This is a genomic window from Streptomyces sp. LHD-70 (genome assembly GCF_031157275.1).
Lineage (GTDB): Bacteria > Actinomycetota > Actinomycetes > Streptomycetales > Streptomycetaceae > Streptomyces.
The window spans coordinates 59,377-78,564 of the sequence record NZ_JAVIFW010000016.1 but is presented as its reverse complement, the minus strand read 5'-3'; the positions used below and the strand labels follow the sequence as shown (position 1 = coordinate 78,564).

15 protein-coding genes are annotated in these 19,188 nt (G+C 70.5%); 10 read left to right on the top strand and 5 right to left on the bottom strand.

The window, feature by feature from the left end; translation table 11 throughout:
• Nucleotides 1-88 precede the first annotated feature (88 nt).
• A complete protein-coding gene (locus tag RCO28_RS27935) occupies nt 89-787 on the top strand; it encodes an endonuclease V (RefSeq protein ID WP_308944048.1) in 699 nt (232 codons plus the stop codon).
• 153 nt (nt 788-940) lie between these two features.
• Here RCO28_RS27935 and RCO28_RS27930 read toward each other — a convergent pair whose 3' ends face one another.
• Nucleotides 941-2,176: a saccharopine dehydrogenase NADP-binding domain-containing protein gene (locus tag RCO28_RS27930; RefSeq protein WP_308944047.1), complete on the bottom strand. Its 1,236-nt coding sequence runs from the start codon at nt 2,174-2,176 to the stop codon at nt 941-943.
• 87 nt (nt 2,177-2,263) lie between these two features.
• Between RCO28_RS27930 and RCO28_RS27925 the strand changes: the two genes are divergently transcribed.
• The 6 genes from RCO28_RS27925 to RCO28_RS27900 all read left to right on the top strand — a co-directional run bounded on the left by RCO28_RS27925 (nt 2,264) and on the right by RCO28_RS27900 (nt 9,759).
• Nucleotides 2,264-2,671: an MmcQ/YjbR family DNA-binding protein gene (locus RCO28_RS27925; protein WP_308944046.1), complete on the top strand. Its 408-nt coding sequence runs from the start codon at nt 2,264-2,266 to the stop codon at nt 2,669-2,671.
• Between the two features lie 135 nt (nt 2,672-2,806).
• A complete protein-coding gene (locus tag RCO28_RS27920) occupies nt 2,807-3,943 on the top strand; it encodes a CaiB/BaiF CoA-transferase family protein (RefSeq protein WP_308944045.1) in 1,137 nt (378 codons plus the stop codon).
• A gap of 75 nt (nt 3,944-4,018) precedes the next feature.
• Nucleotides 4,019-5,161, top strand: coding sequence for an acyl-CoA dehydrogenase family protein (locus RCO28_RS27915; protein ID WP_308944153.1), 1,143 nt, complete (start codon nt 4,019-4,021; stop codon nt 5,159-5,161).
• Nucleotides 5,162-5,279: 118 nt separating this feature from the next.
• Complete coding sequence (locus RCO28_RS27910) at nt 5,280-6,494, top strand: acetyl-CoA C-acetyltransferase (RefSeq protein WP_308944044.1); 1,215 nt, start codon at nt 5,280-5,282, stop codon at nt 6,492-6,494.
• Nucleotides 6,495-6,727: 233 nt separating this feature from the next.
• The gene (locus tag RCO28_RS27905; protein ID WP_308944043.1) at nt 6,728-8,905 is read left to right on the top strand and encodes a 3-hydroxyacyl-CoA dehydrogenase NAD-binding domain-containing protein; all 2,178 of its coding nucleotides are present in this window, start codon (nt 6,728-6,730) and stop codon (nt 8,903-8,905) included.
• A 134-nt stretch (nt 8,906-9,039) separates the two neighbouring features.
• A complete protein-coding gene (locus RCO28_RS27900; protein ID WP_308944042.1) occupies nt 9,040-9,759 on the top strand; it encodes a hypothetical protein in 720 nt (239 codons plus the stop codon).
• 195 nt (nt 9,760-9,954) lie between these two features.
• Here the strand turns inward: RCO28_RS27900 and RCO28_RS27895 are convergent, their stop codons facing one another.
• Nucleotides 9,955-10,734, bottom strand: a complete 780-nt coding sequence (locus tag RCO28_RS27895; protein WP_308944041.1) for a MerR family transcriptional regulator — start codon at nt 10,732-10,734, stop codon at nt 9,955-9,957.
• Nucleotides 10,735-11,036: 302 nt separating this feature from the next.
• Here RCO28_RS27895 and RCO28_RS27890 point away from each other — a divergent pair, with 302 nt between their 5' ends.
• Entirely contained in the window at nt 11,037-12,509 is a 1,473-nt protein-coding gene (locus tag RCO28_RS27890; RefSeq protein ID WP_308944040.1) for an amino acid permease, read from the top strand.
• 68 nt (nt 12,510-12,577) lie between these two features.
• Here RCO28_RS27890 and sph read toward each other — a convergent pair whose 3' ends face one another.
• On the bottom strand, nt 12,578-13,567 hold the full coding sequence (gene sph, locus RCO28_RS27885; RefSeq protein ID WP_308944039.1) for a sphingomyelin phosphodiesterase: 990 nt from the start codon (nt 13,565-13,567) through the stop codon (nt 12,578-12,580).
• Between the two features lie 313 nt (nt 13,568-13,880).
• Here sph and RCO28_RS27880 point away from each other — a divergent pair, with 313 nt between their 5' ends.
• Nucleotides 13,881-14,357: a hypothetical protein gene (locus RCO28_RS27880; protein ID WP_308944038.1), complete on the top strand. Its 477-nt coding sequence runs from the start codon at nt 13,881-13,883 to the stop codon at nt 14,355-14,357.
• A 112-nt stretch (nt 14,358-14,469) separates the two neighbouring features.
• On the opposite strand, the gene RCO28_RS27875 is transcribed toward RCO28_RS27880, so the two are convergent.
• Both RCO28_RS27875 and RCO28_RS27870 read right to left on the bottom strand, forming a co-directional pair.
• Nucleotides 14,470-15,345: an oxygenase MpaB family protein gene (locus RCO28_RS27875; protein WP_308944037.1), complete on the bottom strand. Its 876-nt coding sequence runs from the start codon at nt 15,343-15,345 to the stop codon at nt 14,470-14,472.
• Between the two features lie 73 nt (nt 15,346-15,418).
• A complete protein-coding gene (locus tag RCO28_RS27870) occupies nt 15,419-16,909 on the bottom strand; it encodes a M1 family metallopeptidase (protein WP_308944036.1) in 1,491 nt (496 codons plus the stop codon).
• 246 nt (nt 16,910-17,155) lie between these two features.
• Between RCO28_RS27870 and RCO28_RS27865 the strand changes: the two genes are divergently transcribed.
• Nucleotides 17,156-19,138, top strand: coding sequence for a Xaa-Pro dipeptidyl-peptidase (locus tag RCO28_RS27865; protein WP_308944035.1), 1,983 nt, complete (start codon nt 17,156-17,158; stop codon nt 19,136-19,138).
• Nucleotides 19,139-19,188: the final 50 nt, after the last annotated feature.

Sequence of the window (19,188 nt, the reverse complement as noted above, 5' to 3'; positions counted from 1 at the left end):
ACCTGGAGCCGGAGGGACGGAGTTTCGGGCCTGCCCGAAACAGTGCCCGCGAACAGGAGGAACCCGGTCCGCGTACGCTCGCAGCACCATGACGACCGTACGCATCCCCGCCGGCTGGCCCACCACCGAAGCGCAGGCACGCGCCGTCCAGGACGAGTTGCGCACCCGCGTCGAGCTGCGCGAACCCGGACCGGCACCCGGCACCGGCACGGTCACCGGGGTCGATGTGGCGTACGACGACGAGCGGGACGTGGTCGTCGCGGCCGCGGTCGTCCTCGACGGGGCGAGCCTGGAGGTCGTCGAGGAGGCGACCGCGGTGGGCCGGGTCAGCTTCCCGTACGTGCCGGGGCTGCTCGCCTTCCGCGAACTCCCGGCCGTCCTCGCCGTGTTGGAGGGCCTGACCGCCGCGCCGGGCCTGGTCGTCTGCGACGGGTACGGGCGCGCCCACCCGCGCCGCTTCGGCCTCGCCAGCCACCTGGGCGTGCTGACCGGCCTGCCGACGATCGGCGTCGCCAAGAACCCGTTCACGTTCACGTACGCGGAGCCGGGCACCCGGCGCGGCAGCACCTCGCCGCTCGTCGACGTGGCGGCGGGCGGCGAGGAGGTGGGGTGCGCGGTGCGGACGCGGGACGGGGTGAAGCCGGTGTTCGTCTCGGTCGGCCACCGGGTCGCGCTGGAAACGGCGGTCGCGCACGTGCTTCAGCTTGCGCCGCGGTATCGCTTGCCGGAGTCGACGCGGCTCGCCGATGCCTTGTGCAGGCGGGTGTTGCGGGAGGCTGAGGCCTGATTCTTCCCCTCCCCGCCCCTTCCCGAAAGTCTTGCCAGACGGGCCTCCTCAATCGCCGGAGGGGCTGATACATCAGCCCCTCCGGCGATTGAGGACGAGCCCGCAGGGTGATCGACGGTGCCTGAGTCGACGGTGCGAGGCCCGGAACCGGACTCACCCCGCGCGAGCCACCCGGAACCTGATCCCCGCCCCTTGCAACCGCTCCCGCAACGCATCCCCCATCGCCACGGCAGTGGTGACCTGGCCCGACGTCGCGGGCAGCTCGTCGAAGGCGAGGCAGAGCGCGGACTCGGCGAACATCTTCGCCGTGTCGCCGTAGCCCGGATCCCCGCCGGAGACCTCCGTGTAGACGCGCCGCCCACCGCCGTCGCCCACGAACCGCACCGAGAACCAGCTCTTCGCGCGCCGCTCCTCGCTCGGCCCCTCGCCCGGCTTGACCCGGTCCGACAACCAGCGCCGCGCGGCGGGCAGTTGGGCCGCACCGGCCACGGCGCCCAGCGCGGCGACCCCGCCGACCGCCACCGGGAGGTGCTTCACGGCGGCGTAGTGCCGGTACCGGAAGTCGGGTCCGTACCGCTCCAGGGCGCGCGCCGAGCGCTGCACGATCTGCGGGTCGACCGTCGGCAACGGCAGCGCCCAGGCGTCGAGTTCCTTCGCGTACCGGGGCGCGCTCAGGGGCGCGTGCACGCGGCGGCCGGTCAGGCGCGGCTCGTGCCGGCGCCGGTCGCGCGCGGCCGCCGCCATCTGCCGTCCACGGGAGAACGCGGTGAGCGCGGAGGCCAGCGTTCCGCCGGAGAACGTGGCGTTGGTGCGCACGAACCCGTCCACCCGCAGCGGTACCCCCTCGGGCAGCTGCTGCACGGTGAAAAGGGCGCCCAGATCGTGCGGTACGGAGTCGAAGCCGCAGGCGTGCACGAGGCGCGCCCCGGTCTCCCGCGCGCGTGCGTCGTGCCGCACATAGGTGAGGTCGATGAACTCCGGCTCGCCCGTGAGGTCCACATAGTCGGTGCCCGCGTCGGCGCAGGCCGCGACGAGCTCCTGCCCGTACATGATGTACGGCCCGACCGTGGTGGCCACCACGCGCGCGTGGCGCACGATTTCGCGGAGTGAGGCCGGGTCGTCGGCGTCGGCCCGCAGCAGCGGCAGCTCGGCGAGGTCCGCGTCGATCCCGGCGAGCCGCTCGCGCAGCCGCTCCAGCTTGGCGGTGCTGCGCCCGGCGAGCGCCCAGCGCAGCCCCTTGGGCCCGTGCGTCGCGAGGTACTCGGCTATCAGTACGCCCACGAACCCCGTCGCGCCGAACAGCACGATGTCGTACGGGCGCTCCGCGCGGTCCGCGTGGTGCTCGCCGGGCGCTGCGGTCCTGTCGTCCTGCTCGTTGCCTGTGCTCATGACACCCCTCGGTCGTGCCCGCGCCGTTGTCGGTGGCCGAGGCTAGCGTGGGCGTGAAGTGGTCGTTCGAGCACCCCGGAGCCAGGCATGGTCGAACCGAAGAATCCGCCGCGTAAGGCACCGCAGGCCGTCCGGCGGAAGTGGCAGCGCGTGCGGTCCTTCGCCCTTGAGCTGCCCGGAGCCGTCGAGGAGTTCCCGTGGGGCGAGTCGGTGGCGAAGGTCAACCGCAAGGTCTTCGTCTTCCTCGGCGTGGAGGACGGCAGTTGGCCGCTGGGCATCACGGTGAAGCTGACGGACGAGGACGCGCATGCGCATGCCCTGACGTGCCCGGGAGCGGAGCCGGCGGGGTACGGACTGGGGAAGGCGGGCTGGGTGCTTGTCCCCCTGGAGGAGCAGGGAGCGCCGAATGCCGAGCTGCTCTGCGACTGGGTGGAGGAGAGCTACCGCACGGTCGCCACGAAGAAGTGGATCGCGGAGCTGGACGCCCGTGTCTGAGCGGTCCGAAGGGCGGCCGCCGGGCGGAGAGGTGTCGATTTTCTAAGCGCTTGCTCGCCAACCCTTGTGCGGAGTGAAGCCTGTTCTTAGCATCACTGGTGTTACATCAGTGGTGTCACAGTGGTTGGGGGCTCGATGGCAGGGACGGCACAGGGTCAGAGCGGTCCGCTGAGCGGGGTCCGCGTGGTCGAGCTCGCCGGTATCGGGCCGGGCCCGTTCGCGGCGATGCTCCTGGCCGACCTCGGTGCGGACGTGGTCCGGGTGGACCGCCCCGGCGGCGCCGGACTCGCGATCAACCCCGAGTACGACATCACCAACCGCAACAAACGCTCGGTCCTCGTCGACCTCAAGTCGCCCGAGGGCCCCGCCCAGGTGCTCGACCTGGTGGAGCGGGCCGACATCCTGATCGAGGGGTACCGGCCGGGCGTGGCCGAGCGCCTCGGCGTCGGCCCCGAGGAGTGCCGGGCCCGCAACCCCCGGCTCGTGTACGGACGGATGACCGGCTGGGGCCAGGAGGGCCCGCTCGCCCAGCGCGCGGGACACGACATCGGGTACATCGCGATCACCGGCACCCTCGGTCTGATCGGCCGCCCGGACGAGGCCCCCGCGATCCCGGCCAACCTCGTCGGGGACTACGCGGGCGGCTCGCTCTACCTCGTGGTGGGTGTGCTCGCCGCGCTGCAGCACGCGCGTGCCGGCGGCGAGGGCCAGGTCGTGGACGCCGCGATCGTGGACGGCGCCGCACACCTCGCCGCGATGATCCACGGCATGCTGGCGGCCGGCGGCTGGCAGGACCGCCGCGGCGCCAACCTCCTCGACGGCGGCTGCCCGTTCTACGGCAACTACGAGACGGCGGACGGCGGTTACATGGCCGTCGGCGCCCTGGAGCAGCAGTTCTACGACGAGTTCGTGCGGCTCCTCGGCATCGCCGATCAGGCACCGGCCCGTAAGGACATCGGCGCCTGGGGCGAGCTGAAGGACCTGATCGCCGCCGCGTTCAAGACCCGTACGCGCGAGGAGTGGACGGCGGTCTTCGAGGGCTCCGACGCCTGTGTGGCGCCCGTCCTGTCGCTGCGCGAGGCGCCCGCCCATCCGCATCTCGCCGCCCGCGCCACCTTCGTCGAGCACAGCGGCATCACCCAGCCGGCGCCCGCGCCCCGCTTCTCCGCCACCCCGGGCGGCGTCCACCGCGGCCCCGCACAGCCCGGAGCGGACACCGCGGAGGTGGCCCGCGACTGGGACGTGCCGGGCCTGGCCACCGGCACCGACTGAGCAGCGCCCGTACCCACCAACCGCCGAAGCCGCCTCCAGGAGGCCCCCAGCATGACGCCACAGACGCCCTCGGGCATGCAGCGCAAGCTGTACGACGCCGACCACGAGGCGTTCCGCGAGACCGTGCGCACCTTCCTCGCCAAGGAGGTCACCCCGCACTACGAGCAGTGGGAGAAGGACGGCATCGTCTCCCGCGAGGCGTGGCTCGCCGCAGGGCGGCAGGGGCTGCTCGGCCTCGCCGTGCCCGAGGAGTTCGGCGGCGGCGGGAACGAGGACTTCCGCTACTCCGCCGTGCTGGCCGAGGAGTTCACCCGCGCGGGAGCCGCAGGGCTCGCCGTCGGGCTGCACAACGACATCATCGGCCCGTATCTGACCTCGCTCGCCACCGACGAGCAGAAGCGGCGCTGGCTGCCGGGGTTCTGCGACGGCTCGCTGATCACCGCCATCGCCATGACGGAACCCGGCGCGGGCTCCGACCTCCAGGGCATCCGCACCACCGCCGAGGACCAGGGCGACCACTGGCTGCTCAACGGCTCCAAGACGTTCATCTCCAACGGCATCCTCGCCGACCTGGTGATCGTCGTCGCGAAAACCACCCCTGAGGGCGGGGCGCACGGACTGTCGCTGCTCGTCGTCGAGCGCGGCACGGAGGGCTTCGAGCGGGGCCGCAACCTCGACAAGATCGGCCAGAAGTCCCAGGACACCGCCGAGTTGTTCTTCAACGACGTCCGCGTCCCCAAGGAGAACCTGCTCGGCGAGCTGAACGGCGCGTTCATCCACCTGATGACCAACCTCGCGCAGGAGCGCATGGGCATCGCCGTAGCCGCGATCGCCGCCGCCGAGCACGTCCTGGACATCACCATGCAGTACGTGAAGGAGCGCGAGGCCTTCGGCCGCTCCATCGCCAAGTTCCAGCACATCCGCTTCGAGATAGCCGAGATGGCCACCGAGTGCGCGGTCACGCGGACGTTCCTGGACCGCTGCATCGAGGACCACGACAAGGGCGAGCTGGACGCCGTGCACGCGTCCATGGCCAAGTGGTGGGCCACCGAGCTGCAGAAGCGCGTCGCCGACCGCTGCCTCCAACTCCACGGCGGCTACGGCTACATGACCGAGTACCGCGTCGCGAAGGCCTTCACCGACGGCCGCATCCAGACCATCTACGGCGGCACGACCGAGATCATGAAGGAGATCATCGGCCGTTCGCTGCTGCCCTAGGCCCTGTCTTCAATCTCCCGTCTGCCTTGCGGGCGACGACGGGAGATTGAAGACAGGACCTAGCCCCCGTTCTTCGCAGAGCCACCCTCACCTCCCGCACGACGAAAGGCTTGAGACCTTGAGCACCGAAGCGTACGTGTACGACGCGATCCGCACCCCGCGCGGTCGCGGCAAGGCCAACGGGGCCCTGCACGGCACCAAGCCCATCGACCTGGTGGTCGGCCTGATCCACGAGATCCGGGAGCGGTTCCCGGACCTGGACCCGGCGGCCATCGACGACATCGTGCTCGGTGTCGTCGGCCCCGTAGGCGACCAGGGCTCCGACATCGCCCGCATCGCCGCCATCGCGGCCGGGCTGCCCGACACGGTGGCCGGTGTCCAGGAGAACCGCTTCTGTGCCTCGGGCCTGGAGGCCGTCAACCTGGCCGCGATGAAGGTCCGTTCGGGCTGGGAGGACCTGGTCCTCGCGGGCGGCGTCGAGTCGATGTCGCGGGTGCCGATGGCCTCGGACGGCGGCGCCTGGTTCGCCGACCCGATGACCAACTTCGAGACCGGCTTCGTCCCGCAGGGCATCGGCGCCGACCTGATCGCCACGATCGAGGGCTTCTCGCGGCGCGACGTCGACGAGTACGCGGCGCTGTCCCAGGAGCGGGCCGCCGAGGCCATCAAGGACGGCCGCTTCGAGCGCTCCGTCGTCCCGGTCAAGGACCGCAACGGCCTGACCGTCCTCGACGTGGACGATTTCCCGCGCCCCGGCACCACCGCCGACTCCCTCGCCAAGCTGAAGCCGTCCTTCAAGGACATCGGCGACCTCGGCGGCTTCGACGCGGTGGCGCTGCAGAAGTACCACTGGGTGGAGCAGATCGACCACGTCCACCACGCGGGCAACTCCTCCGGCATCGTCGACGGCGCGTCCCTGGTCGCGATCGGCACGCGCGAGGTGGGGGAGCGGTACGGGCTCGCGCCCCGCGCGCGGATCGTCTCCGCGGCCGTCTCCGGCTCCGAGCCGACGATCATGCTGACGGGTCCGGCGCCCGCGACCCGCAAGGCCCTCGCGAAGGCCGGCCTGACGATCGACGACATCGACCTGGTCGAGATCAACGAGGCCTTCGCGGCGGTGGTGCTGCGCTTCGTCAAGGACATGGGGCTCGACCTGGAGAAGGTCAACGTCAACGGTGGCGCGATCGCTCTCGGGCATCCGCTGGGCGCGACGGGCGCGATGATTCTGGGCACGTTGGTGGACGAGCTGGAGCGGCGGGATCTGCGGTACGGGTTGGCCACGTTGTGCGTGGGTGGCGGTATGGGGATCGCGACGATCGTCGAGCGGATCTAGCGCGTAGGGGTCCCTGGTTCGTCGCCGAGTGCGGGTGCGTCGTGGTTGCTCGCGCAGTTCCCCGCGCCCCTGAGATGCGCACTTCGTGCGGCATCTCCTCGGAAAAGCGGGGCGAAGCCCCAGCTTTCAGGGGCGCGGGGAACTGCGCGACCAGCCCCCACCGACCGGCAGTCGGCCACGAGACCCCAGCCACCCTCCCCAGTAGCCGCAACAGACCATACGGAGACCGCACCATGACCCAGAACAACACCATCCGCTGGGAGCAGGACGACACCGGCATCGTCACGCTCGTCCTGGACGACCCCAACCAGTCCGCGAACACCATGAACCAGGCGTTCAAGGACTCCCTCGCGGCGACGGCCGACCGCCTCGAGGCCGAGCAGGAGAACATCCGCGGCATCATCTTCACCTCGGCCAAGAAGACCTTCTTCGCCGGTGGCGACCTGCGGGACCTGATCGCCGTCACCCCCGAGACCGCCCACCTCGCCTTCGAGGCCGGCCAGGGCATCAAGCGTGACCTGCGCAGGATCGAGACCCTCGGCAAGCCCGTCGTCGCCGCCATCAACGGCGCGGCCCTGGGCGGCGGTTACGAGATCGCGCTGGCCTGCCACCACCGCGTCGCCCTCGACAGCTCCGGCACGAAGATCGGCCTGCCCGAGGCCACGCTCGGCCTGCTCCCCGGAGGCGGCGGCGTCGTCCGCACCGTACGCCTCCTCGGCATCGCCGACGCGCTCCTGAAGGTGCTGCTCCAGGGCAACCAGTACAACCCGAAGCGCGCCCTCGACAACGGCCTGATCCATGAACTCGCCGCCGATCGCGATGAGTTGACCGCCAAGGCCCGCGCCTTCATCGACGCCAACCCGGAGTCCGCCCAGCCCTGGGACAAGCCCGGCTACAAGATCCCGGGCGGCACCCCGGCCAACCCGAAGTTCGCGGCGAACCTGCCCGCGTTCCCGGCCAACCTGAAGAAGCAGACCGGCGGCGCCGACTACCCGGCGCAGCGCAACATCCTCGCGGCGGCCGTCGAGGGCTCGCAGGTCGACTTCGACACCGCGCAGACCATCGAGGCCCGCTACTTCACCGAGCTGGCCGCGGGCCAGGTCTCGAAGAACATGATCCAGGCGTTCTTCTTCGACCTCCAGGCCGTCAACTCCGGCGCCAACCGCCCCAAGGGCATCGAGCCGAAGCCGGTCCGCAGGGTCGCCGTGCTCGGCGCGGGCATGATGGGCGCCGGTATCGCGTACTCCTGCGCGCTCGCGGGCATCGACGTCGTCCTGAAGGACGTCTCGCAGGACTCCGCCGACCAGGGCAAGAACTACTCCGCCAAGCTCTGCGAGAAGGCGGTGAGCCGCGGCCGTACGACGCAGGAGAAGGCGGACGCGCTGCTCGCCCGGATCACCCCGACCGCCGACCCGCAGGACCTCGCGGGCTGTGACGCGGTGATCGAGGCGGTCTTCGAGGACCCGGCGCTCAAGCACAAGGTGTTCCAGGAGATCGAGAGCGTCGTCGAGCCGGACGCGCTGCTCTGCTCCAACACCTCCACCCTGCCGATCACCGTCCTCGCCGAAGGCGTCGAGCGCCAGGCCGACTTCATCGGCCTGCACTTCTTCTCGCCCGTAGACAAGATGCCGCTCGTCGAGATCATCAAGGGCGAGCGCACCGGTGACGAGGCGCTGGCCCGCGCCTTCGACCTGGTCCGGCAGATCAAGAAGACCCCGATCGTGGTGAACGACTCGCGCGGCTTCTTCACCTCCCGCGTCATCGGCCACTTCATCAACGAGGGCGTGGCGATGGTCGGCGAGGGCGTCGAGCCCGCCTCCGTCGAGCAGGCCGCGGCCCAGGCGGGCTACCCGGCGAAGGTCCTCTCCCTCATGGACGAGCTGACCCTCACCCTGCCCCGCAAGATCCGCAACGAGACCCGCAAGGCCATCGAGGACGAGGGCGGCACCTATCCCGAGCACCCGGCCGAGGCCGTCATCGACCGCATGGTCGACGAGTTCGAGCGCCCCGGCCGCAGCGGCGGCGCCGGCTTCTACGAGTACGACGAGAACGGCAAGCGGACGAAGCTCTGGCCGGGCCTGCGCGAGCACTTCACCACCAAGACCGGGTACGAGATCCCGTTCCACGACATGCAGGAGCGGATGCTGTTCTCCGAATCCCTCGACACCGTACGGCTGTTGGAGGAGGGCGTCCTGACCTCGGTCGCGGACGCCAACATCGGCTCGATCTTCGGCATCGGCTTCCCGGGCTGGACCGGCGGCGTGCTGCAGTACATCAACGGCTACGAGGGCGGCTTGCCCGGATTCGTGGCCCGCGCCCGCGAACTGGCCGAGCGCTACGGCGACCGCTTCGAGCCGCCGGCGCTGCTCGTGCGCAAGGCGGAGCAGGGCGAGAAGTTCAGCGACGGCTGAGCGAGCCGCCTCGTCGACGGCCGCGCCCGGAGCCCCGAGCTCCGGGCGCGGCCGTCGGCCTGGTAGAACAGCTCGGTACCCGCAAGGGCCTTGCGGAACAGAACAGTGAACGGAACAACGGGGGAGGATCCGCGATGAGGTTGAAGCCGCTCGCGATCACGGTCGTAGGACTGTCCATGGCGCTCTCGGCGTGCGGGGGTTCAGCCACGCGCGGCGGCGGGGACGAGCCGAAGCAGCCGGAGCAGAGCGCCAGTTCGTCCGCGCCGGAGGCCGACCGGCACCTGGCACCCGCCGCGATCGTGGTGCCGATCATCCCCGCCCTCATGCCCGAGCCGCTGAAGAAGCCCCGCAAGAACGAGCACTACGGCGACCTCCAGGGGATGAAGGGCACCCTGCAGTGCCCCACGAGCGAGAAGCGCTGCGAGGGCGTCGTCACGGGCGCGATCGCCGAGTTCGGCACGGAGATGTTCGACGACGGCGGCGATTACGCCAACTTCGAGGTGTGGGAGTACCGCACTCCCGTCAGCGCGCAGGGCGGATACGACGCCTGGAAGAAGGAGCTGGGCGCCGAGGCCAAGGGGTCCCTCGCCATGCCGGACGGCCGCTTCGGTGAGCAGCACTCCGCGACGACCTCGGTCGAGGGCGACAAGATGGGCGAGCGGACACTCCTGGTCCGCCAGGCCAAGTACGTCGGCGTCATCCGCACCAACAGCCGCGCCGACATCGTCGACGACGGCAAGCCGGGCCCGACCGCCCTGATCGAACTCAGCAAGATGCTCGTCGAGCGCATGAACCAGGCCGAGCTGGAGCAGGGTCCGACCGCCTCGGCCGCCCACGTGAAGCTCCCCGGCTGAGCCCCGGGGCCCCGGTCAGCACCCCGGCCCCGCCCCCGGGCCTGGCCCCGGCCTCACCCGCCCGCGTACCGCTCGCGCAGCTCCTCCTTGAGGGTGCTCCGCGTGTCGGTCGCGCAGTTCACCCTGCCGTGGACCTGCCCGAGTAGCGCGCTCGCAGCTCCTCCTTGAGGGTGCGCCGCGTGTCGGCCGCGCAGTTCACCCTGTCGTGGACCTGCCCGAGTAGCGCGCTCGCAGCTCCTCCTTGAGGGTGCGCTGGAACGCCGTCACCAGGGCCTGCACCACCATCGGCTGCATGTGTGCGGAGAGGGACTTCATCGCGGCTACCGCCTCGGGGTCCCGCTCCCGCTCGCTGTACGGGCCCCACACCTCGTCCTGGAACAGCCGCGTCAGCTCCTTCGCGGCCTCGCGGGAGTGCTGCAGCATCACCCCGCGCGCGGCCAGGATCGAGTCGAGCCCGATCGGCACGTCGAGCAGGCGCAGGCCGAGGTGGAGCATGCCCGGGTCGATGCGGAAGGTGTCCGCGTCGTCCGTGCGCTCCAGGACGTCCATCGCGGCGAGCCGGTCCACGTCCGCCTCGTCGAGGGCGCGCCCGGCGCGGCGCTCCAGCTGCTCGCGGCTCATCTCCGCGGCGCTGTCGGGGATCCAGCTCGCGACCAGGGCGCGGTGGATCGCGAGGTCGTGCTCGCTCATGTCGGGCGGCAGCTGCTCCAGGTACCGCTCGATCGCGGCGAGGGTCAGGCCGTGGTGCTGGAGCTCCTCGATCAGGGCGAGCCGCGACAGATGATCGGGGCCGTACCGCCCCACGCGGCGCGGTCCTATGTCCGGCGGGGGCAGCAGCCCGCGGGTGCTGTAGAAGCGGATGGTGCGCACGGTGACTCCGGCGCGCGCGGCCAGCTCGTCGACCGTGAGCGTCGGCGCCCCCGGGGCGTCGCCTGCCGGGCTTTCCTGGGCGGAGGGGTCCGCTTCGGTCGTCATGGCTGCGCTCCATCTCCGGGTCGTGCGTCCGTCCGATGGAACAGTATTGCTGTCTCACCACCGTTGTGAAAGTGGCGGGCAGGCTCGCGACCGGCCGCCGTTCCCAGGCAGTACGGGCCCGGACGATCCGGGCGCAAGACCCTGACCAGCATGTGAGATAAAACGCGATGTGATCTACGCCACCGCATAATCCGGTGGCTCTGGGTGAGGGTATGCCGTTGGTTCGTGTCGAGGTGGTCTCGTGTCGAGGTCAGGTGGGGGTACGGACCGCAGCACATCCCCTCGAGAGAGCAGATCCACCCGTGAGCAAGGACGCCGTCACGACGGCCTCGGCCGCATCCCGCACAGATGCCGCCCAGACGCCCGCGGATGCGGGCGACGCCGGTTACAGCAAGGACCTCAAGGCGCGCCACATCAACATGATCGCCATCGGTGGCGCGATCGGTACCGGGCTCTTCCTCGGCGCCGGAGGACGCCTCAACTCGGCGGGACCGGGCCTCGCGCTCGCGTACCTCGTGTGTGGTGTCTTCGCCTTCTTCGTCGTCCGCGCACTCGGAGAGCTGGTCGTCTACCGGCCCTCCTCCGGTTCCTTCGTGTCGTACGCACGCGAGTTCCTCGGCGAGAAGGGCGCCTTCGTCGCCGGCTGGGCGTACTTCCTCAACTGGTCGACCACCGGCATCGCCGACATCACGGCGATCGCGCTCTACACGCACTACTGGAGCTTCTTCACCGATATCCCGCAGTGGGTGCTCGCCCTGATCGCGCTCGCGATCGTGCTGGTCGTGAACCTGATCTCGGTGAAGATCTTCGGCGAGCTGGAGTTCTGGTTCTCCATCATCAAGGTCGCGGCACTCGTCGCGTTCATGCTCATCGGCATCTTCCTGCTCGTCACGCAGCAGCCGGTCGGCGGCGAGACCCCCGGCCTGCATGTGATCACCGAGAACGGCGGCTGGTTCCCCGTCGGAGTCATGCCGGTCGTCATCGTGATGCAGGGCGTCGTGTTCGCGTACGCGTCCCTGGAGCTCGTCGGTGTCGCGGCGGGCGAGACCGCCGAGCCGCAGAAGATCGTCCCGCGCGCGGTGAACTCGATCATGTGGCGCGTCGGCCTGTTCTACGTCGGCTCGGTCGTGCTGCTCGCGCTGCTGCTGCCCGGCTCGATGTACTCGGGCGACGAGAGCCCCTTCGTCACCGTGCTCTCCAAGATCGGTGTGCCGGCGGCGGGCGACGTGATGAACCTCGTCGTCCTCACGGCCGCGATGTCGTCGCTCAACTCCGGCCTCTACTCCACCGGCCGCATCCTGCGCTCCATGGCGATGGCCGGCTCGGCGCCCAAGTTCACGGCGAAGATGAACGCCTCCAAGGTGCCGTACGGCGGCATCCTGCTCACCTCCGCGGTGTGCGTGGCGGGCGTCGGCCTGAACTTCCTGATGCCGGAGAAGGCCTTCGAGATCGTCCTCAACGTCGCCTCGATCGGCATCATCGCGACCTGGGTCACGATCATGGTCTGCCACCTGGCATTCGTCCGCCGGGCCAAGCAGGGTCTGGTGGAGCGGCCGAAGTTCCGGCTTCCCGGCAGCCCGGTCACGGAGATCGTCACGATCGTCTTCCTGCTCTCCGTGCTGGTCCTGATGTGGCAGGACCCGGAGATCGGCCGCCGCACCCTGTACCTGATCCCGTTCATCGCCGCGGCCATGGTCGCCGGCTGGTTCGCGGTCCGGAAGAAGGTCGCGCAGAACGAGCTCGACAAGTCGTACGACGAGCTGGGCATCAAGTAGCACCTGCTGACGCCCTGGTGGCCCCGTCCCGAGCACGCCTCGGGGCGGGGTCACCGTCGTAGGCGGGCCTACTTCCCGGTCGCGGTCACCGGGTAGTGGTCCGAGAGGTTCGTGTACGTGTACTCCTTGCCCCAGCTCGACACCGTCCAGGGCGCGCTCTGCTCCTTGACGACGTCGTTGCTCCAGCCCTCCGGGCGGGCGTGGCCGCTGCGGTGCAGGACGTAGTCGAGGTCCTCGCTCGGGTCGTCCGGGTAGCGGTCCTTGGCGATGGAGTTCTCCTCCGTGTCGAAGGAGAACTTGTGCCCGGTCCGGGACTCGGCGCCGTCCACGCCCGCGTCGCGCAGCATCGAGGCGTACTCAGCGCCGTGCGAGTCGACGTTGAGGTCGCCCGCGACCAGGACCTGTTCGGACGCGGGGATGTTCTTCGCGTCGAGGAACGCGTCGATCTCCTTGAACTGGGCGCTGCGCATCCGCGCCGCCTCGCCCTCGCCGCAGCCCGGGTCGGTCGACTGCGCATGGGTGCCGACCACATGGACCTTCTGCCCGTTCACATTCAGCACCACATAGGCGAAGCCCTTGTTGGAGTACCAGTCCGCGCCGCAGGCGTCGGCGAAGACGTACTGCTCCTTGCGCAGCACCGGCCATTTGCTGAGCACCGTCACGCCGCCGTCCTCGGGCGTGGTCGCCGAGTAGCGGCCGCCGGTGGCGTCCCAGCCGTCCTTGCTGCGGCCCACGACCGGAGTCTGATGCGGATAGGCGGCAGCGGCCTGCTGCATCAGCGCGTCCGACGAGGAGTTGTCGAAGGCCTCCTGCAGCACGACCACGTCCTGGCCCTGGAAGAACGGCGCCTTGACGATCTCGGCGGCCCGGTGGTCCTGGCCCCAGTTCGGGTACAGCGCCTTGCTGAACAGGAAGGCGTTGTACGTGAGGACCTTGAGGTTCTGCGCGGAGCTCTGCTCGACGGGGGACGCGGCGGCCGGCTGGGCGGCGAGCGCGCCACCCGCGAGAGCGAGCGCGAGGGCGGCGCCGCAGGCGCGGCGGGCCGGTATGCGGGGCATGGGGGACTCCCGTGGTCAGTGGGGGGTGCGGGTTCGCGCCACATCCAACCAGGTGAAGTTACCTACAGGTAGCCCCGGGGTGACGGAATCTCTCCGACCTCTCTCCGACCTCTTTCCGTCCTGTCCGGGGGTGGGCTCGGGACAAGGCGGAGGAACGCGGGCGCCGATGTGCTGTCGTGGCTCATCGGCGGGACCGTATGCCTCAACTGGGCCGGATCCAGGCCTGGTTGGAGGTCCGGAGGTGGCTGTCGATGTGTCCGCCGTCACCGGCGGATGTGTGTTCGACCGGCTCGTCTCGGGGTAGATCGTCCGCATGTATCTGCTTCCGGAGGAACTGAACCTGGGCCCGTTGAACCTGCGCGTCGAGGACCTGGTGGCCGCCGCCGTCGTGTTCGGTGCGGTCTTCCTGCTCTTCCGTCGTGTGCTCGTGCCGCGGATGGCCAACGTCCTGGCGGAGCGTGAGGCCAGGCTTGACGAGAGCCTCACCGGCGAGCTGCATGACGAGGCCCGCGTCGTCCGCGAGAAGTGCGAGCGGTTGCTCGCCGAGGCGCGGCATGAGGCGGCGCGGGTCCGGCAGGGTGCGGCCGAGGAGGGTGCCGCGCTCGTCGTTGCGGCCCGTGAGGGGGCGCAGCGCGAGCGTGCGGAGCTGCTTGCGTCGGGTCGCGCCGAGATCGCTGCCGAGCGTGCCGCGGCCGAGGCAGAGCTGCGCACCCAAGTTCCCGCCTTGGCGGCGGAGTTGGCGAGTCGGGTGGTGGGTGAGCCGGTCGTGGTGGGCGAGGGGCGCTGGTGATCTTCCCCTGACCCGCCCCTTCCCGAAATCCTGCGGAGCTCGTTTCGGCTGACCCGCCGTCGTGGCCGGTCGCGCAGTTCCCCGCGCCCCTGTCGGGGCACGTGATGAGGGATCAGACCTCGTCCGCCAGCGCACGCAGTGGGCGGTCCCGTGCCCACCCCGGGCCCAGGTCGTCCAGCGTGTAACCGAACGGATACGAGCGGGGCTTGGGCAGGCGGGGCCATCGCTCGGGCCGCGCCGGGAGCAGCCGTACGACATGGGCCCGCAAGCGCAGCGCCCCCGCCGCGAGACGACGCATCGCGAGGGGCTGCGGCGCGTAGCCCAGGGAGCGCAGCAGCGGCTCGTCGAGCAGGGCCAGCGTGAAGCGGGTGGCCAGCGGACGCAGGGGCCGCGGGTACCAGGACGCGCTCGTGCGGAACGTGGCCCGGGCGACACGGTGGTTGGCGGGGGCGTACGCGAAGTGCCTGCGCTCGTACGCGTCGAGGAGCCGCTCGAAGCCCGCGTACGTCGACGGGGCGCCCTCGATGTTCATCAACTGTGCCATCTTGTGGCCGACAAGGGCCAGGGACTCGGTCTCGTTCGCGCACAGCCCGCGCCAGCCGAAGCGGTCGATCCAGCGCGCCGGGCCGACGACCGTGGTGGCGAGGACGTACAGGAAGTCCTCGCCCCGGATGTTGTACCGGTCGTGGACGCGGTTGAGGTGGCGGGCGGCGGCACGGCCGCGCTCCGAGTCGAAGCCGTCCTGCGCCATCTCGTGGGCGAACAGGATCGTGTCGTCGTACCGTTTCTGGCCCGCGTGCTCGAACTCGCCGGTGGCGTCGAGGAGTCGGGAGATGCGGGGCACGCCGTAGTCGCGGATGAAGGCGAGGCCGATGCCCTGCATGTAGTCCCAGGGGAACTCGTACTGCGAGATGAGCTTGTGTATCCGCTCGTAGTCGCACTGCGGGTCCATGCCGCGGATCGCCCGCAGTCTGCTGTAGCGCCCCATGGCGGCTCCTCCGCGTGCACGTGCGCCAGGACGGCGCACCCGAAGGTACGCCGCCCTGGCGCAAGTTGACAGCTCAGTGCTCGTGGACCGTGTTCGTCCGCGCGATCTTCTTCCAGGACTTCGGCTGCTCCGCGTCGGCGGCACGCGCCACACCGACCCCCGCCGCGGCCGGGGCGGACGGCTTGGCCGGCTCGTACAGCCAGGTGTCGAACAGCGCGGCGAGGGGCTTGCCGGAGACCTTCTCCGCGTACTTCACGAAGTCGGAGACCTTGGCATTGCCGTAGGCGTGCTCGGCCGGCCAGCCCTTGAGGATCTCGAAGAAGGCCTTGCCGCCGATCTCGTTGCGCAGCGCCTGGAGCGCGAGCGCGCCCCGGTCGTACACCGCGATGTCGAACTGGTTCTCCGGGCCGGGGTCGCCCGGCTTGACCGTCCAGAACGGGTCGTCGGCCGGGTGCGAGGCGTAGACGTAGTCGGCGAGCTCCTGGGCCGTGCCCTCGCCCTCCTTCTCCGACCAGAGCCACTGGCTGTAGCGGGCGAAGCCCTCGTTGACCCAGATGTCCTTCCAGCCGTCGACGGAGACGCTGTCGCCGTACCACTGGTGCGCCAACTCATGCACCACGACCGAGACGTTGGAGCCGGACGCGAACTGCTTCGGGCTGTAGAACGGCCGGGTCTGGGTCTCCAGGGCGTAGCCGCTCGTCACGTTCGGGACGTAGCCGCCGAGCGCGTTGAACGGGTACGGGCCGAAGACCTCCTCCAGCCACTCCGCGACCTCGCCGGTGCGCTCGATGCTCGCCTTGGCCGCGCCCTCGTTCGCGCCGAGGTCCTTGCTGTACGCGTTGAGGACCGGTAGCCCGCCCGCCGTCCTGTCGGTCGTGATGTCGAACTTGCCGACCGCGAGCGTCGCCAGGTACGAGGCCTGCGGCTTGTCCGAACGCCAGCTGTAGCGCGTCCAGTCGAGGCCGACGGGCCGGGTGGACTGCAGCACGCCGTTGCTGATCGCCTGCGTGCCGTTGGGCACCTGGACCGAGACGTCGTACGTGGCCTTGTCGAGCGGGTGGTCGTTGGACGGGAACCACCACACGGCCGAGTCCGGCTCCTGCGCCGCGACCCCGCCGTCGGGCGTGCGGTGCCAGGCCGTGTAGCCGTTGATCTCAAGCTCGGACGGCTTGCCCGCGTACCGTACGACGACCGTGACCTCGCTGCCCTTCGGCAGCGGTGCGGCCGGGGTGATCTCCACCTCCTGGTCGCCGGAGAAGGTCACGCGGGCCTTCTTGCCGTTGACCCGCACCTCGCTGACGTCCAGGCCGAAGTCCAGGTTGAACCGCGACAGATCCTGCTTCGTGGTGGCGCGGATCGTCGCCGTACCCTCCAACAGGTCGCTCTTCGGCTGGTACTTGAGCCGCAGGTCGTAGTGCGAGACGTCGTAGCCGCCGTTGCCGCTCGCCGGGTAGTAGGGGTCGCCGATGCCCGGTGCGCCCGGCTCGTAGTCCGCGGCCGATGCCGGGATCGCCAGCATCAGGGCGGCGACGAACGCTCCGGGGACGATCAGTCTGCGGTGCACAGAAGCTCCAAGTCATGGTGGGGGGTGGTCAGTTGGGCGCGGCTCGGCCGGATGGATGTGCGACCGTCCGCGTCTCCCGGAGCCTATTCAGCCCCGCACGCCCCGGTCATGTCCATGGCCTCTTCCGTCACATGACTGCCATCCGGCCGACATGTGCCACTTCGTCCCGCACTCCTGACATCGAGTCCCACGAAGACCACGACTGCCCTCTTTTGTACGGGAGTTGACCCGGGTACGTTCCGGCACATGCCTCTGCCGATACGTGTGCGGGATCGTCGCCTGATACGTGCGCCGCTGCTCGCGGGAGCACTCCTCGCGACGCTGCTCACACCGCTCTCCCCGGCCTACGCCGACAGCCACGCCGCCCGCGAGAGCAAGCCCGTCCACTCGTACGAGAACGCCGTACGCGAGTCCGTCTGGGTCGACACCCGGATCGACGGGGACGGGGACGGACGGACCGACCGGGTCGCGGCCGACATCATCCGGCCCCGCGAACCCGCGCGGCAGGGCCGCAAGATCCCCGTGATCATGGACGCCAGCCCGTACTACCAGTGCTGCGGGCGCGGCAACGAGAGCCAGAAGAAGACGTACGACGAGCAGGGGAACGTCGTCCAGTTCCCGCTGTACCTCGACAACTACTTCGTGCCGCGCGGCTACGCCTTCGTCGCCGTGGACCTCGCCGGAACCAGCCGCTCCGACGGCTGCGTGGACGTCGGCGGCCGCTCCGACGTGCAGTCCGCCAAGGCGGTCGTCGACTGGCTGAACGGCCGCGCCAAGGGCTACACCACCCGCACCGGCGGTGAACGCGCGCAGGCCGACTGGTCCAACGGCCGCACCGGCATGATCGGCAAGAGCTACGACGGCACCGTCGCCAACGGCGTCGCCGCGACCGGGGTCGAGGGCCTGGAGACCATCGTCCCGATCGGCGCGATCTCCTCCTGGTACGACTACTACTTCCAGCAGGGCGCGCCCCTCTACGACTCCGGGCCCGAGTGGCTCTCGGACTACGTGGAGAGCCCGGCGGCCCGCGCCCGCTGCGGTGCCGTGCAGCAGCGGCTCATCGACGGAGCGCCCCGCAGCGGCGACTGGACCGGCCTGTGGGAGGAGCGGGACCATGTCCCCGACGCGGACCGGGTGAAGGCCAGCGTCTTCCTCGTCCACGGCATGCAGGACCTGAACGTCCGCGCCAAGCACTTCGGGCAGTGGTGGGACGCCCTCGGCGAGGCCGGGGTCGAGCGGAAGATCTGGCTCAGCCAGACCGGGCACGTCGACCCCTTCGACTTCCGGCGGGCGGACTGGGTGAAGACCCTGCACCGCTGGTTCGACCATGAACTCCTCGGCTACGACAACGGCATCGACGAGGAGCCGATGGCCGACATCGAGCGCGCCCCCGACCAATGGACGACTGACCGGCACTGGCCGCCGCGCGCCACCGACACCGTCCGCCTGCACCCCGGCAAGGGCGAGCAGCCCGGCGTCGGCACCCTCGGCCCGAAGCGCGCCCCGGCCGGCGCCGTGGAGAGCTTCACGGACGACCCGAAGCGCGGCGAGGCCGACTGGGCGGCGCAGGTGGACAAGTCGACACCGGACAAGGCCTCCTTCGTCACCGGACCGCTCACCAAGGACCTGCGGCTCTCCGGCTCCTCGCAGATCACCGTCACGGCCACCCCGAACGCGACGAGCGCCCACCTCTCGGCCGTCCTCGTCGACCTCGGCCCGGACACGATCCGCGACTACACCGCCGCGGGCGAAGGCATCAACACCCTGGCCGAGCACTCCTGTTGGGGCGCGCAGCGCCCCGGCGACAGCCCCTGCTACCAGGAGACCGAGGCCGACACCGCCGACGTCGACTTCACCGTCTTCGCCCGCGGCTGGGCCGACCTCGGCACGTACGCCGACCCGGAGCGGGGCCGCCCGCTCACCCCGGGCAAGCGGCACACGCTCACGATCGACATCGCCGCGAGCGACCACGTCGTACCGAAGGGCCACCGCCTCGCCCTGATCGTCGCGGGCACCGACGCCGGCCTCATCGAACCGCCCGCCGCCACCCCGAAGCTGACCCTCGACCTCGCGCGCACCCAGGCGCGACTGCCCCTGGTCGGCGGCGCCCGTGCCTTCGCGGACGCGACCCGCGGCGCGGCGGACCACCAGTCGCCGCGCGAGAGCCGCTACGAAGGGCTGCACCGCGATCCCACCGCCGACCGTGTCCCCGGACCGTTCACCGGCTGAAGCCCCGTACGACAAAGCTCAACCCCCGTATGACAGAGCTCAACCCCGTA

Coding starts and splice junctions, on each gene's coding strand:
- RCO28_RS27935 (WP_308944048.1), top strand. CDS start 89: ATGACGACCGTACGCATCCCCGCCGGCTGGCCCACCACCGAAGCGCAG.
- RCO28_RS27930 (WP_308944047.1), bottom strand. CDS start 2,176: ATGAGCACAGGCAACGAGCAGGACGACAGGACCGCAGCGCCCGGCGAG.
- RCO28_RS27925 (WP_308944046.1), top strand. CDS start 2,264: ATGGTCGAACCGAAGAATCCGCCGCGTAAGGCACCGCAGGCCGTCCGG.
- RCO28_RS27920 (WP_308944045.1), top strand. CDS start 2,807: ATGGCAGGGACGGCACAGGGTCAGAGCGGTCCGCTGAGCGGGGTCCGC.
- RCO28_RS27915 (WP_308944153.1), top strand. CDS start 4,019: ATGCAGCGCAAGCTGTACGACGCCGACCACGAGGCGTTCCGCGAGACC.
- RCO28_RS27905 (WP_308944043.1), top strand. CDS start 6,728: ATGACCCAGAACAACACCATCCGCTGGGAGCAGGACGACACCGGCATC.
- RCO28_RS27900 (WP_308944042.1), top strand. CDS start 9,040: ATGAGGTTGAAGCCGCTCGCGATCACGGTCGTAGGACTGTCCATGGCG.
- RCO28_RS27895 (WP_308944041.1), bottom strand. CDS start 10,734: ATGACGACCGAAGCGGACCCCTCCGCCCAGGAAAGCCCGGCAGGCGAC.
- sph (WP_308944039.1), bottom strand. CDS start 13,567: ATGCCCCGCATACCGGCCCGCCGCGCCTGCGGCGCCGCCCTCGCGCTC.
- RCO28_RS27880 (WP_308944038.1), top strand. CDS start 13,881: ATGTATCTGCTTCCGGAGGAACTGAACCTGGGCCCGTTGAACCTGCGC.
- RCO28_RS27875 (WP_308944037.1), bottom strand. CDS start 15,345: ATGGGGCGCTACAGCAGACTGCGGGCGATCCGCGGCATGGACCCGCAG.
- RCO28_RS27865 (WP_308944035.1), top strand. CDS start 17,156: ATGCCTCTGCCGATACGTGTGCGGGATCGTCGCCTGATACGTGCGCCG.